This is a genomic window from Desulfurococcus sp., assembly GCA_026626905.1.
GTDB lineage: Archaea > Thermoproteota > Thermoprotei_A > Sulfolobales > Desulfurococcaceae > Desulfurococcus.
Window position 1 is genome coordinate 34,614 of the sequence record JAPNUX010000001.1, and the last position, 15,329, is coordinate 49,942.

The 15,329-nt window shown below is 42.0% G+C and carries 16 protein-coding genes; all 16 read right to left on the reverse strand.

Features of this window, described 5'->3' with window-relative positions; genetic code table 11:
* Positions 1–151: 151 nt before the first annotated feature.
* The 16 genes from OWQ48_00200 to OWQ48_00275 all read right to left on the reverse strand — a co-directional run bounded on the left by OWQ48_00200 (position 152) and on the right by OWQ48_00275 (position 15,311).
* A complete protein-coding gene (locus OWQ48_00200) occupies positions 152–1,417 on the reverse strand; it encodes a glycosyltransferase family 4 protein (GenBank protein ID MCY0867644.1) in 1,266 nt (421 codons plus the stop codon).
* Positions 1,418–1,478: 61 nt separating this feature from the next.
* Entirely contained in the window at positions 1,479–2,576 is a 1,098-nt protein-coding gene (locus tag OWQ48_00205) for an alkaline phosphatase family protein (protein MCY0867645.1), read from the reverse strand.
* Entirely contained in the window at positions 2,573–3,589 is a 1,017-nt protein-coding gene (locus OWQ48_00210) for a hypothetical protein (protein MCY0867646.1), read from the reverse strand. Before OWQ48_00210 ends, OWQ48_00205 begins: the two co-directional genes overlap by 4 nt.
* Positions 3,590–3,601: 12 nt before the next feature.
* Positions 3,602–4,879 carry a glycosyltransferase family 4 protein gene (locus OWQ48_00215; protein ID MCY0867647.1) on the reverse strand — a complete coding sequence of 426 codons (1,278 nt, stop codon included), beginning with the start codon at positions 4,877–4,879 and terminating at the stop codon, positions 3,602–3,604.
* Positions 4,876–6,048, reverse strand: a complete 1,173-nt coding sequence (locus OWQ48_00220; protein MCY0867648.1) for a glycosyltransferase family 4 protein — start codon at positions 6,046–6,048, stop codon at positions 4,876–4,878. The genes OWQ48_00215 and OWQ48_00220 overlap by 4 nt, the downstream gene beginning before the upstream one ends.
* Positions 6,033–6,953 (reverse strand): hypothetical protein, encoded by a 921-nt coding sequence (locus OWQ48_00225; GenBank protein ID MCY0867649.1) that lies wholly within the window; start codon positions 6,951–6,953, stop codon positions 6,033–6,035. The genes OWQ48_00220 and OWQ48_00225 overlap by 16 nt, the downstream gene beginning before the upstream one ends.
* On the reverse strand, positions 6,938–7,207 hold the full coding sequence (locus OWQ48_00230; GenBank protein MCY0867650.1) for a hypothetical protein: 270 nt from the start codon (positions 7,205–7,207) through the stop codon (positions 6,938–6,940). The genes OWQ48_00225 and OWQ48_00230 overlap by 16 nt, the downstream gene beginning before the upstream one ends.
* Positions 7,204–7,920, reverse strand: a complete 717-nt coding sequence (locus tag OWQ48_00235; protein ID MCY0867651.1) for an FkbM family methyltransferase — start codon at positions 7,918–7,920, stop codon at positions 7,204–7,206. Before OWQ48_00235 ends, OWQ48_00230 begins: the two co-directional genes overlap by 4 nt.
* A gap of 43 nt (positions 7,921–7,963) precedes the next feature.
* Positions 7,964–9,082 (reverse strand): glycosyltransferase, encoded by a 1,119-nt coding sequence (locus OWQ48_00240; protein MCY0867652.1) that lies wholly within the window; start codon positions 9,080–9,082, stop codon positions 7,964–7,966.
* A gap of 178 nt (positions 9,083–9,260) precedes the next feature.
* On the reverse strand, positions 9,261–9,686 hold the full coding sequence (locus OWQ48_00245; protein ID MCY0867653.1) for a hypothetical protein: 426 nt from the start codon (positions 9,684–9,686) through the stop codon (positions 9,261–9,263).
* Positions 9,687–9,770: 84 nt separating this feature from the next.
* On the reverse strand, positions 9,771–10,691 hold the full coding sequence (locus OWQ48_00250) for a glycosyltransferase family 2 protein (protein ID MCY0867654.1): 921 nt from the start codon (positions 10,689–10,691) through the stop codon (positions 9,771–9,773).
* 156 nt (positions 10,692–10,847) lie between these two features.
* Positions 10,848–11,120, reverse strand: coding sequence for an HPr family phosphocarrier protein (locus OWQ48_00255; GenBank protein MCY0867655.1), 273 nt, complete (start codon positions 11,118–11,120; stop codon positions 10,848–10,850).
* Between the two features lie 53 nt (positions 11,121–11,173).
* Positions 11,174–12,859 (reverse strand): phosphoenolpyruvate--protein phosphotransferase, encoded by a 1,686-nt coding sequence (gene ptsP / locus OWQ48_00260; protein ID MCY0867656.1) that lies wholly within the window; start codon positions 12,857–12,859, stop codon positions 11,174–11,176.
* A gap of 16 nt (positions 12,860–12,875) precedes the next feature.
* A complete protein-coding gene (gene nagA, locus OWQ48_00265) occupies positions 12,876–14,042 on the reverse strand; it encodes an N-acetylglucosamine-6-phosphate deacetylase (GenBank protein MCY0867657.1) in 1,167 nt (388 codons plus the stop codon).
* Positions 14,043–14,052: 10 nt separating this feature from the next.
* Positions 14,053–14,787: an SIS domain-containing protein gene (locus tag OWQ48_00270; GenBank protein MCY0867658.1), complete on the reverse strand. Its 735-nt coding sequence runs from the start codon at positions 14,785–14,787 to the stop codon at positions 14,053–14,055.
* A 68-nt stretch (positions 14,788–14,855) separates the two neighbouring features.
* Positions 14,856–15,311, reverse strand: a complete 456-nt coding sequence (locus tag OWQ48_00275; protein ID MCY0867659.1) for a PTS sugar transporter subunit IIA — start codon at positions 15,309–15,311, stop codon at positions 14,856–14,858.
* Between the last annotated feature and the right edge of the window lie 18 nt (positions 15,312–15,329).

The following is a 15,329-nucleotide window of genomic DNA, read 5'->3' on the forward strand; positions in this document are numbered from 1 at the left end:
CGTAGATTAACAGCCATTATCCAGGATACAGATATAAGCAACAATGACCATGTTCTAAAGATTTTATTGCTACCTTTATGAGATAAATTAACGATCAATAGGCCAATCACAAATATGAATATAACTAAAGGTATATTAATTGCCAGCATTTTCAAGCCCCACTTCTTTTCAAATTCTTCAGGAGTTTAAAGTATACGTTTATATACTTCATCGAAATTAAATCACAATTTAGTGATTCTATAACTAATTTTCTCCGCAATTCTGAATACTTGGCGAAATAATCTAGTTTATGAATAAACTCTAACATGGCTTTGAAAAGCTCATCTGCAGTTGGAGAATCTATAACTATCCCAATATATCTGCGAAAATCCTGGGAGATCATAACTACAGCAGGTAAGTACCTATAAGCAATAATAGGAACACCATAAGCAAGCGCCTCTACTAATGTCATCGAGAACCCCTCATAAGCAGATGGTATAACTACACAATCAGCTGTTTTGTAAAGAAATTCAAGCATTTGCTCGGAGACATTGCCCCAAAATATGACATTTTCTATTAGACCTAATTTCAAGGCTAATTCTTTCATATCACGTAGCAAAGGTCCACTACCTGCAATGATCAGTTTTATATTCTTCGGATGTGTATATGTAAATGTTTTTGATTCGTATCTCAAATATTTGATAAGTTTAGAGAAAGCAAATAGCAAATTGTCGATGTTTTTTTCTTTATCTATCCTGGAAACACAAAGAAATATCAATGACTTCTTATGTAAGACATCTCTACGATCTATTTCCTTGACCTTATGGACATTGGCATCTATTGCTACACAAGGAGGTATAATGGATGCTTTCTCTGCAATGTTCCATTTTTTCGCATATATAAAGGTTAATGGATTTGTGAACACCAAATAATCCAAGATATTACTACATAAACGTTGCACTACTTCATTTAAGAGAGATGTAAAGGTTCTCCTTTTTATAAGCCACATAACAAGATCCCTTCCATGAGCAGTTGTTATAAACAATGGAATTTCACTATATCCGATTAATTTCATTAATAATTTAACTAACATAGCAGCTATAGCGACATCTGTTATATTATGAATATGAATTATATGAGGCTTAAATTTCACCAAGCTTTTTACTATTATTATAGTCCATACCGGTATTGATATTAAATATAAAATATATGCTGGTAGAAGTTTAAATAACCTATATGGTATGGTCTTTACAGGCAGCACTAGTATGTTATACCTTCTCAAGCTTGCTCTTAAGATATCCTGGTTTATCCTTTCTTCTTTGGGAATAACTAAAATGCATTCAAAACGCTTATCCTGACATATTCTACTGAGTATATTATATGTAAATTTTTCAACGCCCCCTATTCTAATTGGAAAAATACCATACTGGGATATCATTAGTAGCCTTATACTGTCTAACACTTTATTCGGGCTCAAATTACTTTCAGAAACAGCTTGATTACGTTACTCCGAGTACTTTCTTAACCTTAGTAGCTATATCATAGATGCTACTTGCCTGTTCAACGTTGCTTATGTAAGAGCCACAAACATGGTAGTTCAAACCTTTACCGCTTTTACATATGTAGCCGTGCATACCACGTGGAACTTTCCATGGTATCGCCCTTGTGGGTAACCAGAAGCTAGGTAGTAAAATAATTCCAGGCTTAAGAACCAAGGCTTCATCCCCGAACTCCTTACTTGGGATAGGTACATCGTATATGTACGCATTTTCAGAATTAACTACATCTTGCAAATAGAAGTCTAATTTCTCGCGAAGAATCCTCCCTACTTCTCTCGCATTTCTGTTAAAATACCATAGTCTTACTAATGTGGATTCTATAGAGATCATATAATCAATTCCGAGTATATAATCAATATTACTAATAATTTTAAGTATATCTATGGCTTTTACGACTGGAACCATTCCATGATCGGAGTATAGCAAAAAAGGTATATTTCTTTCATCAAGTTTTTTTAGAAGGGTGAGAATATTGCTTATTCTCTGCCTTATGTCGACTGTTAATCTGCCCCGCATGTGACCTAAAGTGTCAAGTTCACTGTATGTAAGGACAATCACATCGAAACCAGGCTTAAAGATAGCATTTACGATTTTTTCAATATCTTGAATTAAGGTTTTTACTATAATTATCTTAATTTTAAATCCGTGGTTTATGAGCTCGTCGATTAATGTTGGAAGTTTAGATTCATGCGGTCTTAGTGGATCGAATCTATCCTCAAAGGTAAAATATGGCGACAAATCTGGGGGAAGAACTGGTAAATACCTTTTACGGATCAGTTTTTCCAATGCCCACATTACAACCCATTTATTTATATTAATTTGCAACATTTTGCCAGGATACGTGTTCAGCTTCCATAATGTCCATATTCTCATTTTGTGTTGGCTATTTCCACTAAGTGCGACATAGTGTAGACCTGTACTAAAACCTAAAGGCGTGTACAGGGGATTAACATAAAACTTCTTGTATAAATCCCTCTCCACGGTTAATAGTTGGATAAAGTCTAACGCATCAATGGAAAGTAGAACAAATGGCTTCATTCAACTCGCCAACGTAAATGTAATATCGGCTGGTAAAATGATTTCCAAACATTAACTATAGTCCTTAGCTCTCTAAGGGTATTTTTAAGCCTGTCTTTATCGGAATCCTGGTAAAGTATAAAATTATGCAATGTCACCAAGAGCTTAAGCCACAGTTCGACAAATGAATTTGTGGAAATTATATACTTAATGCCTAGAGGAAGAGCTAGAAGGTCGTCTAAATGATGAGAGTTGATACCACGTAGTATAAAACGTAATAGAATAATACTTTTCCTCTTTGGAATTGCAGCATCGATCTTTTGAAGTTTTACTATAAGATCTTTAAAAATTCCATAATAATGATCTATCCAAGAGATCATTTCACGCAGTATCGTTGAATAATTAAATGAGTCTTTATGCACAAGATATCTTGCATTATTGATCTTCAATATGGCTTCTGGATTATCTACGAATTGAGCAAGGGACCTGGCTATTAGTATAATCTTGAATAAACTATATCCAGCTTCAACTTTATTGTTGTTGACAATAGAATCTGCGAATGAAAACAGCTTATTTATGATTAAACGAATAACTTCAACAGCCGGGACTGAAAACTCTTTAACCAGCATAAACTTGGTAATATCCACGAAACCGTATACACGTTTACCATAGACCTTAAGGTCTAATGCTGACAAGCTTAAATCATCTACGAGTTCGCTGTAATGACACACTCCTATGGATACTGTTATATCAAGATTATACTTACTTAAACACTTTGAGAAATTATTTTTAAAAAATATTTCGAGAAGATATCTGTGAAACGCCTCTTTTAGATCTGTTACTACAAGCAAGTCTAAATCACTGATGCAATGCCCGCTAATACATAGTGCTTTTTCTCGTGCAAAGGAGCCTAGCATATAGATTGACAAAATATGAGTTCTTAACGAGGGTGATGCTCTGACAGCTTCTTCAACACAATGGTTGACAACGCCGGATATATTGTTATACGAAGCTGGGTCTTCGGGAATTTTCATAGGCTCTGTCCTCTATTTGAGAGCTTCATAAAGCTTCATGATTTTATCAAGGATATTCTGGCAACTAAAGAAAGATGAGAGCTTGTTAAGCATTTTGACAGTTTTTTCCTGGTAATTCCCATTTTGCACCTTAGAGTTAACTATTTCTTTCATGGCCTTAATTAAGCAAGTATGGTCTCCCGGAGCGCATATATACAGAAACGGATATAGCTTTGCGTATTCGATCAGTCCGCCAACATTGGTTATAATTATAGGTTTCTTATATAACATCGCCTCAAATGCAGTTAATCCAAACACCTCAGGCCACCGAGGAGCTAGTATAATGCCCTTCGCATTAGAATATAATTCGTTTAATTCTCCATCTGTTACTTCAGTTAATATTAAAATATCCTTTACGTTTGTTACCTTCTCGATCAAAGGCTTAAATTGTTTATCAATTGTTCCAGCCATGACTAACTTTATATTTGTACTATGATTTATTAAGTGGTTATACTTAAAAATTATAAAAGCCTTTATGAGATCATGAACACCCTTATGTAATGATATCTTTCCAACATATAATAGATATTCAGAGTTTTCAAGCCCATATCGTTTAAGAAGTTCATTAGTAGTTGACTGTGTTTTTGATTCAATTAGTGAAACACAATTTGGTATTATAATTATTTTACGTTCTAATTTATTAAGGTATCTTACATGTACATTTTTAACATATTCGCTGGGCGATATAAAGATTGATGCTGCTCGCGTAAGTAGTTGTGCAAATAGTTTAAGGAGAATATATAGAATGGCAGCCTTAAACCCGTATACCGCAATTCCGCACCTAAGACACCTTCTTATCGTTGGTTTTTTGCATACCATAAGTTTGCTTAGGTCGAACATATCTCGCTTTAAACATATAAAACCATAATCATGTAAATGCACTATTAATGGTATTCTTAGAATACTGGCTACAGGTAGTACTGTAATAGCTGATAATCCATGTGCGTGAATTATATCTGGTCTATGCTTCATTACAATTCGTAAAATATAGGCGAGAAACACGGGGTCTGGAAATGGTGGGGGGAGTTTCCTGCCAAAAAATGACGCTAGTGTACGTATGCTTTTAGTTGCAACCCTGTATCTACTAATATATGCATTATCATAATAGCATATCATATGGACATCATAGCCTTTCTTAGACGATTCCTTGAAAAGTAATCGTGTATATCTTGTAATACCACCAGGGCTTATGCACTGGTCCGTTACTAATAACACTCTAAATACGTTAAGTTTAGTTCTAGGGTTAATCATTGTATTTTAACCTTGAGAATAGAATATATTGAACATAGTTTTCTGGCTACCTCGCTCCAAGTTAAGAGCTTTCTCTTGACTTCCATGATGTTCCTGCGGAACTCTTCATATAAATTATCATTAGTTAGCAGGGTTAAGAGTGCATTAGCCAGTGCCGGCGGATCATTAGGCGGTACCAGGATGCCCGTCTCCATATGCTTTACTCTGTAGGGTAGGGCGCCGATCCTCGTAGCTATGATCGGGGCACCTCTAGCGTACGCTTCATCTACTACTAAGGGGTACGCTTCGCCAGCATGCCTCGTGGGGAAGACAAACACTTTCGAGGAATCCAGGAGTGATATCTTCTCCCCCTCGCTAATGTAACCTATCAGTTTAACTCTGTCTTCTAAGCCTAATTTCTTGATAAGATCCTCTACCTTCTTTCTATAGCGGCTATTAGATGGCTTCCCGACTATAACCACCATAAAGTCTTCAATTTTACGTGAAATCAGAGGGATCGCTCTTATTAAAATATCTACTCCTTTTGACTCGTCCACCCTCCCAATATACGAGATAACGTTTTCACTATCAATATAATATTTATTTCTAAATAGCTGTTCATCTTTTGGCTTCTCAAGGTACTCCTCATGTATACCGTGCGGTACAACCTCGGATTCAAGCCCATATTCTTCTCTCAATATTTTCCTGTCTCTTTCATTCAACGTGATAGCGTAGTCTGCTAGCTTTACTGCTTTCTTCTGAACCCACTTCTGATATCTTCCCCCAAGTATCCTTATCAAGGTGTTCACGTGTTCTTGTAGGTAGTTAAGTGCTAAGAAATCCATAACAATGGGCTTCCCCTTCTTTTTAGCATATCTCGCTAAGACTATGTTGAATAGAGAGTTCTGACTGTGTATGTGGACTATGTCAGCATCCCCTAAAGGTGGCTTCTCTAAAGGTATCGTTAAATCATTATATAAAAACTTAATAGAATTCAATCTAACGATCTTTATTCCATTAAGGAATTCTTCTCTAGGTCTATCGTTTACATTGACATTTGAGGTCACCACTATGACTTCGTGGCTCAGTTTGGCTTGTTCTTCAGCTAGATATTGTACGGCTCTTTCCAGGCCACCTACAACCGGATAGTAATTAGTGGATACGTGGAGAATCTTCATTGCCGACTCCATTGGGCTAGGTTATACGAGATCACGCCATCCTTCAAGCCTTTGAGTATCCAGGGGAGGCTCCATGGCTTGTAGAGTGTTAAAAGCATGGTAGACATCAATGTGTACCATACGCGTTTAAGCGTGGATTCGCTCCACTTGAAAATGAATATGGTGTGATTGTGCGCTTTCCAGTACATCCTCTCCCTCATAGTCATTCTCGGCCTGTTACCGCCGTGTTCAACTGCTAAGTGTACTGCCACTACTCTAGGATCCATTAAGAGCTTGTATCCCAGCCTCTTTATCTGCTGGTGCACATCACTCTCCTCTCTGAAACCTGTTGGTGTATCAAATAGTTCATCATAACGTATCTTGTTTAGCAATTCTCTCCTCACAGCATAGAATTGCCGCAGGAATTCAGCGTACCTCGGGCCATTCCTCACATCGAGGAATATGTAGCCGATCATCCTTGTAAGCTGGTCAGCCAGACTTATTGGAGTGTTCAAGTAAAAGTCTGGGTCCACGGCTTGCCTCCTAGCATTTATGACCCTACCACCAACAGCTCCTATTTCGCTATCGATGTCAAAATCTTTGACTAGAAAGCTTAAGGATGATTCAATAGGTAATAGGTCGTCGTCAGCCATCAATGCGTACCTGTAGCTGTCTTCCAAGTTTAAGGCTATTTCAATTAGTAGGTTTCTAGCCCTAACAGAACCCAGTCTACCAAGCTTGAGAGTATAAACTAACCTGGAATCATTATTAAACTTCTCGAGCACAAGCCTATACTTCGATAATATATCGGTAGCTGAGGCTTGAGCTACAACAATTACCCTGCTAACATGCCTGGATTCAAGCCATCTGGGTAGGGTTAACTCCAGAATCTCGGATCGATCGTAGCTAGGGATGAGTACAGCTAGCTCGCCAGGCACGCTACCTCGCCTGTTTCTCTTAGATTATTTCTTTCGTGTATAGATAAAATTGACTTAAGTCTAATTACGTGGACACAGTTAATGAGATCTTCCCTGAGGAGGCTTTCCGCTTCGCTACTTCTTAACCATCTATTATAGGTTACGGCGTGGGCATCGTAGCATTGAGAAATCATGTACTTGGCTATCCTCTTAACAATCTCTTCAACGCCGTCTATAATAGGGTAGTAAAACGGGGCTACGTGGACTATCCTCATTGTCCTTGCCACTCAGCTATTATAAAGTGCCTTGATGGTTTGCTAACTGTATAGGCTAAGCTTTTTAATATGTTCTCAACATTTTCTTCTCCACGATGAAGCTCCATGATTATTCTCGGGTGAAAACGCTTCAGCGTGTTAATCCCTCCAAGAACTACTTTCTCGCCGGCTCCCTCAACATCAATTAGTATAAGGCTTCTCTTACTTAGTTCAATCTTGAGTTCCTCAAGGATTTTGTCGAGTGGTTTCGCTAAACGTTCTGTCTGCGTGTTGGAGAGACAAGATGCTATTGCTACTTTCTTTTCTTCATCGGCGCACGCAACGTCTAATACTATCACAGAATCTTTCAGTATACTGTTTATTGCCAAGTTAGCTTTCAGGATGCTGAATGCTACAGGGTCTGGCTCTATAGCTATCTTCACTGCATGGGGATTTAATTTATGAGCTTTTAAAATATAATATCCCTCAGCTGCTCCAATATCTATAAATACATCAGCTTCCTTCAGCCAGGCCTCCAAAGTATCCTGTATTTCGGGCTCAATTAAATCTAAGGTCATGGAGAATATTCTAAAGTCCTTGGGGAACAAGAGGTAGCCATACCGCGTCCTAACTACAACCCACTTGGGCAATGGAAGTGCCCTTAGTAAATACTCACCAAGCTTATATGCTAGTTTTGAATCCCTATATTTGAAGTATCTGCGGAGGAATTTCAATCCTGCTATCCCACCAGGTTTCTAAATCAGTTACTCTTACCGCTTATTTCTCCTGTTTCTCCCAGATTATATCTTTTGTGTATAGGTTTCTTACTGCTGCTATTACTAGTATTGCTTGTGTTGTAATCCATGTTCTATAGGGTTTGTATGCTAGTAGTAGCATGCTGAGTAATAATACTATTAGTGCAAGCCTGCCTCCAGCTATTATTGAAGCTACTAGCAGGATTAAGGCTACGAGTAGTATCCACGGGTTTACTAGGTGGAGGTAGGATTCAACAGCTAGTATACTCTTAAAGCCCCCCGGCGCCCTCCTAATCATCCCTAGAGTTCTCATGAAGTGCTGGATTAAGTGCTGGGCTCTCCTAACCCTCCACCATAAATATTCTTTCAAGGGAGTTTTCTCAACGCAGACTACATCTCCTGCTATAATAGTCCTCCAGCCTCTAACAGCTATCCTAGTAGCAGTATGACTATCATCTGAGCCTAAGTCTAGTGGGAATCCTCCAGCCTCCACTAGAAGCTTCTTCCTGAATGCTTCAAGCTCACCATGGAATACTGGCGTCGAGTATAGCTTGCTTTCAGCAAGCCTCACAGTATTATAGAACCCTCTATACCCCTCTTCAACACCACCCGGCCCCTCTCTCTCAGGCTTCTTTAAGCATGAAACAGCACCGACACGAGGATCAGATAAGTAAGCTGTAATCCTCCTTAAAGCATCCCGTTGAAGCCACCATGAGTCAGCATCTGTTACAACTATAATCTCACTATCACTCGAAGCATGCTTCAACGCGTTATTCAAAGCATGAGCCTTACCCCTCCTCTCAGACTCCACGATAAGCTTAACATTCAAGTCCCTGTGCCTCCCAGCCCACTCCTCCACAAGCCTTGGTGTTCCATCACTACTAGCAGAATCCACTACTAAAACCTCAATTCTATCCCTCGGGTAATCCTGAGCATAAATATCATCAAGCTTACCTTGAATCAACCCAGCTTCATTATACGTCGGCAGTATGATAGTGATCTTAGGTGTGTAGTTGTAGTCAACCTTTAAATCCCATGGCTTGTTAAGCCACCTCTTAAGATACAGGTAGTAGGCTAAAGGCACAGTAAAGTGCACGATTGCTAGTATTAGGGCTGTGGCGACTAGGAGGCTTGTATTCAATTCTGCAGTTGAACTCCAGGAATTTTCCTATAGATGAGTATCCATGATGAAGGCCGTGGTGGTGTCTTAATTCTATGATAAACTCCTATTTTCTTTACTAGCTTTAGTGCTGGCGGTATACACTGCTAGCGTTACCCTTAGTGAAGTCATCGTGGGTTTTAGTTGAAGCCTCCTAGTTCTAACCGTATATCCTGTAGTGTACTGGTTGATTCAAGTAGAATAATCCGAGTGTTAGCAGCCGTTTCACGTTTCCTAGTATCTCAGTTAACCTGCCTCCTAGTGCTACGAGGATCCCGTAGAGTATTGCTCTACCCTTTAGAGATGCAAGTTCTACTTTAAGGAATATTTCGCGGAGTATTCCCGTTAGCACAGGTGATTTAACCCTGGGTAGTCTTCTAACAAGCAGGAGGAGAATGCGTGTAACCCGGGGGAGAGTATACCATGAGCGGTTAGCTATAGCCTTCCGAATATACTTCTCCACGACCCCCCGGGTTACTCTCCTAGGGACGAGAATTTCAGCCACTCTTCTCTCAGCCCCCTCAAGGATACGCTCGCTGAATCCTGCTACAGCTTTCTCAGCTAGACTTGAAGCTATAAGCGTCAAGGTAAACCACGCTAAAGCAGCTAGATTATACTGTAATAGCCTAAGGTATAAAAGCCTTATTCCCCCTGCTACGAATACCGTGCTCTAAGCCTCCCGCCCTCTTAGTTCTTCTATCTTCCTCAGTAGTCTAATCTCCATTCTCTTAACGTATAATGCTAGAACTGCTAGTAGAGAAGAGATGAAGCCTGTTAGAGCTAGTGCTATAGCTACCAGTCCCTTTACATGATACTTAACTCCCGTGAAGAAGTAGTGGTAGCCTACATGAGCTCCTAGAAGCAGCCCTGGTAGTAGGAGTAGTGAGCCTAAAGCAAATATCAGAAATGCAGGATTATACCTCCACGTCAATCTAACCATGTCTAAAGCTATCTTAAAGCCGTGTTTAACCCCAAGCTTCTTCTCCCCCAGCCTCCTCCTGTACTCTACTGGCGTCTCCTTAATCCTCCTGCCTGTTGCAGCCATGTGAGCAGCTATCTCTGATTCAACACTAAAACCATGCATCTCGAAATCTACTTCCCTCAGCACTCGTGTCCTAGAAGCATACATGCCGCTTAATACATCTGTAAGCTTAACACCAAAGAGAGCATTGAATAGCAGGGTGAGAGCACGATTCCCAATCCTGTAGACTAAGCTCTGACTCCTCTTATCCCATACTCTAGCTCCTACAACATGATCATACCCCTCTTTAAGCCAGACTAGTAGATCACATACACGGCTACCCGGGTAAGTATAATCTCCATCCATGAAGACAACAAAAGGCGTGTCAACATACCTTAAAGCAGTCTTAACAGCAGCAGCCTTACCCACCCCCTCCTGGAATACAACTCTAACACCCCTCCCCCTAGCAATCTCAACAGTACCATCACTACTATACCCATCCACCACGAGAATCCTCTCAACCGGGACACCAGCATTAAGCAGCTCATCTATAACGAGGCCTATAGCTTCAGCTTCATTCAGAGTAGGGAGGACAATAGTAGCCTCCTCAAAAAGCCTCCCGCAATCCAAGAGTAAACACCCTTCAATACTGAGAGCAGCTTAAACCTGAGCCAAGCCCACTATACTCTCAGAAGGGAGCTTGGATTTAAACCCGTAGGGTAGATTATGCTAGAATCAGGTTTAAAGAGTACACTAAAAGGTAAGCGTAAGGCAAACTGGATTAAACTACTTGTCCTCTGCTGGTAGAATATTCTTGAGGAGGTTTAAGAGCTCGCTTAAAGCTTCATCTTCATCCTCACCATTAACCCTTAATACTATTTCATCACCGTAGTCTACTCCAAGTGAGAGAACCTGTAGAATATTCTTAGCACTCGCAGACTTCCCTCCCTTAACAACAATCACCTCTGATTTAAATCTCCGAGCAGTCTCCACGAATCTAGCAGCCGGCCTAGCATGCAGCCCACTCTTATTCACTACTGTAACTTTAACCTCACGCATCATCAGTCACCAGAGAGTGTTAAGTATTATGGCATAGCTTTAAGAATTATCCTCTACCACGGGATCTCTACACCAAGCTCTCTACTCAGGAATCCTCTAGCCTTCTCTCTAACCTCGCCGCCATTATCTAGTTTTAATGCTTCTTCAGCTAGCTTCACGCTACTAGTATACTCGATCCCGTTGACCACCCATTTAACTAGTGGTATTAGCGCTGGCGAGACACTAAGCTCGTCTACACCAAGGCCTACAAGTATTGGTATAGCTAGCGGGTTTCCGGCTAGCTCACCGCACACATGGACTGGGATACCTGCTCTATGAGCCTCCCTCGATACTACTTCTATAGCTCTAAGTACAGCTGGATGCATGTCATCGTAGAGGTATGATACATTCTCGTTAACTCTATCAGCTGCAAAAATATACTGGGTTAAATCATTAGTACCTATACTGAGGAAGTCTACTTCTCTAGCAATCTTATCAGCCATGTAGACTACTGAGGGAACCTCCACCATGATGCCGAAGTCGACTCTAACATTAAGCTCTCTCGACGCTTCCTCTATAATTTTCTTTAGCTCTCTAACTTCTTCTAGAGTACTCACCATTGGAGCCATAACCTTAATATTACTATGCCTGGATGCAGCCTTGAAGACAGCTTTCAACTGGTCTTCAAGAACCCCTCTATACTTGAATAGTAGTCTAATACCTCTAAGCCCTAGAAACGGGTTACTCTCTCTTGGAGCCGGCATGTAGGGTAGTGGTTTATCCCCGCCTACATCAAGTAGCCTGATAACCAGTGGCTTACCCTCAAGCTTCTCAGCCATTCTAGCGAAGACTTCAGCAAGCTTTTCAACAGGGGGAGGACTACTCGCTCCTAGATAGTAGAATTCAACTCTGAATAATCCTACTCCTTCAGCACCATTCATTAAAGCAGTATTCAAGTCGTCTTCACCCCCGATATTCGCTGCTACAGTAATTCTTCTTCCATCTCTCGTTGAAGCCAGTTTACCTTTAACTTCCATGAACTTCTTGGATAGCTCGTCGAAAGCCTGTTTTCTAGCCATCAGCTTTCTCAATGTATCCTCGCCTGGGTCAGCTATTACAAGCCCTGTAAACCCGTCTACTACTACAAGGCTCGCAGTACTCAGTGATCTCACTGCATCTCTAACACCGAATACAGCTGGAACCCCGAGGCTTCTAGCTATTATTGCTGCATGCGAAGTATAACTACCCTTCTCAGCTATAACAGCCTTTAAGCCCCTTCTAGCAAGCCTTAAGAGCTGGGATGGGTAGACCTCCACGGCAACTAGTACTGAGCCTTCTCCAATATTAACCCCGCCTGCTCCCCTCAGTAATCCAGCCAGGCTATCTCTTATCTCAATCAAGTCTTCTACTTTAAGCTGAGTTAAAGCTGCACCAGACGACTCTAAGAGCTCCTTGTACTTCTCGAAGACTACTGCAAGAGCTTCAAGAGCACTCCTCCCTCCTCTAACCTCTCCTACAGCCTCATCCACCAGGGCTTCAACCATAAGCTTGTGGGCTTCAAGTATCTCAGCTACATCCCTCGGTGCATCCTTCTTAAGCTCGTCGAGCTCAGCTAGCAGCTTACTCTTAGCTTCAAGTAGAGCACGCTCAGCTTCAACACCCTTATAGTCTACTCCCTCCCCTAGACTTACAGTTAAGCTTACAGGTCTACCGTAGCCTACACCCCAGGATACCGGGATCCCTTTAAGCCTCCTCTCCACGAACCCCACCAGCCTACTATAGTACTCTCACGCCTTGAACATACAGGGATTCAACATTCAAGTCTTCATCTAATACTACCAGGTCAGCTGAGAAGCCGGGTATAATTGCACCAGTATTACGTAGCCCTACAGCTGAAGCAGGATTATAGGTTAGCATTCTCACAGCATCCTTCAACGGGACTCCTAGCTTAACTAGGTTTCTCAAAGCTTTATCCATTGTGAGAGTACTCCCTGCGAGTGTTCCATCCTTCAGCCTGCTAACACCACCTTCAACAATAATCTCTAAGCCTCCAAGCGTGTACCTTCCATCCGGGAGGTCTGTAGCTGCAATAGAGTCTGTGACAGCTACAATCCTCTCCACACCAGCATGTCTTATCGTGAACTCAATCATCCTGGGCGAGACGTGTATGAAGTCGCATATAAGCTCCAAGTATACTTGAGGGCTCTCTAAGAGTGCGACTATAACACCAGGCTCTCTATGGTGCACTGGCCTCATCCCATTATAGAGGTGTGTAGCCCTATTAGCTCCAGCTATTATAGCTGCCTTAGCCTCCTCGAATGACGCGTTAGTATGACCTATTGAAACGTAAACCCCGAGGCTTCTAGCATACTCTATGAACTCTAATGCTCCTTCAAGCTCAGGGGCAATTGTTATAGTTTTCAAGCTACCCTTAGATGCCTCCCAGTACTCTCTCAGCTCACTAATACTCGGGGGCCGAAGAAACTCGGGGTTCTGGGCTCCAGCTCTCTCCCTGCTTAAGTATGGTCCCTCTAAGTGTAATCCTTCAACTAAAGCTCCTTCAATCCTACTCCTCTGGGATTCGATAAATCTAGCAACACCTCTAGCAGCTGTGAGAAGGGTTTCACGGGATGCTGTCACAGTAGTAGGGAGGAATCTAGCCACGCCGTGAGTAGCGTAGGCTCTACTCAACTCTGCTAGCGTCTCCTCTACTCTCTCAACCAAGCCTTCTAGAGCACTATTCGTGATATCATACCCTTTAATCCCATGAGTGTGTATATCAATAAAGCCTGGTGCTAGTATCCTACCCTCAAGGTTCTCGCCGCCGGGATTCCTCCCAGCGTAGACTCTCCTAACTACTCCTCCTTCTACTTCAACTGTCCCAGGATAGATCTCCTCGAATGGTGTTACAACTCTAGCATTAGTTAAAACTAGCTTGCTCATCCCAGCCCGCCTACAGGTATCTAAGTCTATCTCTGTATCTCTCAACTACCCTAATATTATGCTCCTGGGCGCCGGGTAGATGCGAGCTCATGAATACAGGTGGCTCAACTCCTCTCTCAGCAAGCTTCCCTACAGCTAGTGCCGTGATAGCGTGAGCTATAAAAGCTGAGAGTATCGTGGAGACAGGGAACACTTTTACCTTGAGGCCAGGCACCTCTAGTACTGCATCTCCTCGAGGAACCTTATTGTCTACAACAACATCAGCAACCTCGTAGAGCCTCCTACCATACTTGTTTCTAGGGGGCAGGCTCTTCGAGTACTCGACTGAAGTCACAGCTATTACAGGACACCCCATGGATCTAGCTTTCAAGGCAGCCTCCACTGGGAACGTGTTAACCCCTGAATTCGAGACTACTAGAACTACATCTCCTTCTCTAACACCCATGTGCTTTAAGACTACTTCAGCATACCCTTCAACATGCTCCATGCTAGTAGACTTGAATGCACCGTGATACACGTTTATATCAGTGTTAACCAGTGGGTTTACGGGGACTAGTCCTCCAGCCCTATAAGAGAGCTCTTCTCCAATTATTGCTGAATGCCCTGCTCCAACCACGTGGAGTACTCCGCCTCTTTCAAGGGAGCTGGCTAGAAGCTCCGCGGCTCTCTCAATACTCTCCTTCTCCTCCTCTACAATCCTCTTAATTAGAGAGGAGACTGTAAGGTATAGTTCCTCTAGTATCATGCAAGCCCACCAGTAGGCTCACACGCGTGACAAGGCGGCTTACACCCTATAAAATAGCAGAGTTCACGCTACCCGCTTACATCCCGAGGCGTGAAGCATTCTACTACAGCTAGAATATCACGGGGGTCTCTAGCAGACATTAATGCTGAGCGGGCTTCCTCGTTGGACAGTAGCTCTGCGATCACTTGGAGGGCTTGTAGATGAGACTTCTTGTCGGGTGAAGCGAAAGCTATAACTACTTTAACCGGGTCGTTAGGAGACCCGAAGTTAACAGGCTTTCTCAAGACAACAATACTGAAGCCAGGCTTCAAAGCACCATCCTCAGGTCTTGCGTGTGGTAGTGCTACACCTGGAGCTATAACAGCGTAGGGGCCTAGCTCTCTAACAGTATTAATCATGGCGTCAATATACTTCTCCTCAATCCTCCCCCTCTTATACAGGATTCCCCCGGCTACTCGGACAGCCTCCTCCCAGCCTCCGACTTCAACATCTACAAGTATATCTTCTAGCGTCAGCCAGTCCACGGAACCCCACCGCTTAAA

Coding starts and splice junctions, on each gene's coding strand:
- OWQ48_00270 (MCY0867658.1), bottom strand. CDS start 14,787: ATGATACTAGAGGAACTATACCTTACAGTCTCCTCTCTAATTAAGAGG.
- OWQ48_00215 (MCY0867647.1), bottom strand. CDS start 4,879: ATGATTAACCCTAGAACTAAACTTAACGTATTTAGAGTGTTATTAGTA.
- nagA (MCY0867657.1), bottom strand. CDS start 14,042: ATGAGCAAGCTAGTTTTAACTAATGCTAGAGTTGTAACACCATTCGAG.
- OWQ48_00255 (MCY0867655.1), bottom strand. CDS start 11,120: ATGCGTGAGGTTAAAGTTACAGTAGTGAATAAGAGTGGGCTGCATGCT.
- OWQ48_00220 (MCY0867648.1), bottom strand. CDS start 6,048: ATGGAGTCGGCAATGAAGATTCTCCACGTATCCACTAATTACTATCCG.
- OWQ48_00210 (MCY0867646.1), bottom strand. CDS start 3,589: ATGAAAATTCCCGAAGACCCAGCTTCGTATAACAATATATCCGGCGTT.
- OWQ48_00200 (MCY0867644.1), bottom strand. CDS start 1,417: ATGATATCCCAGTATGGTATTTTTCCAATTAGAATAGGGGGCGTTGAA.
- OWQ48_00230 (MCY0867650.1), bottom strand. CDS start 7,207: ATGAGGATAGTCCACGTAGCCCCGTTTTACTACCCTATTATAGACGGC.
- OWQ48_00205 (MCY0867645.1), bottom strand. CDS start 2,576: ATGAAGCCATTTGTTCTACTTTCCATTGATGCGTTAGACTTTATCCAA.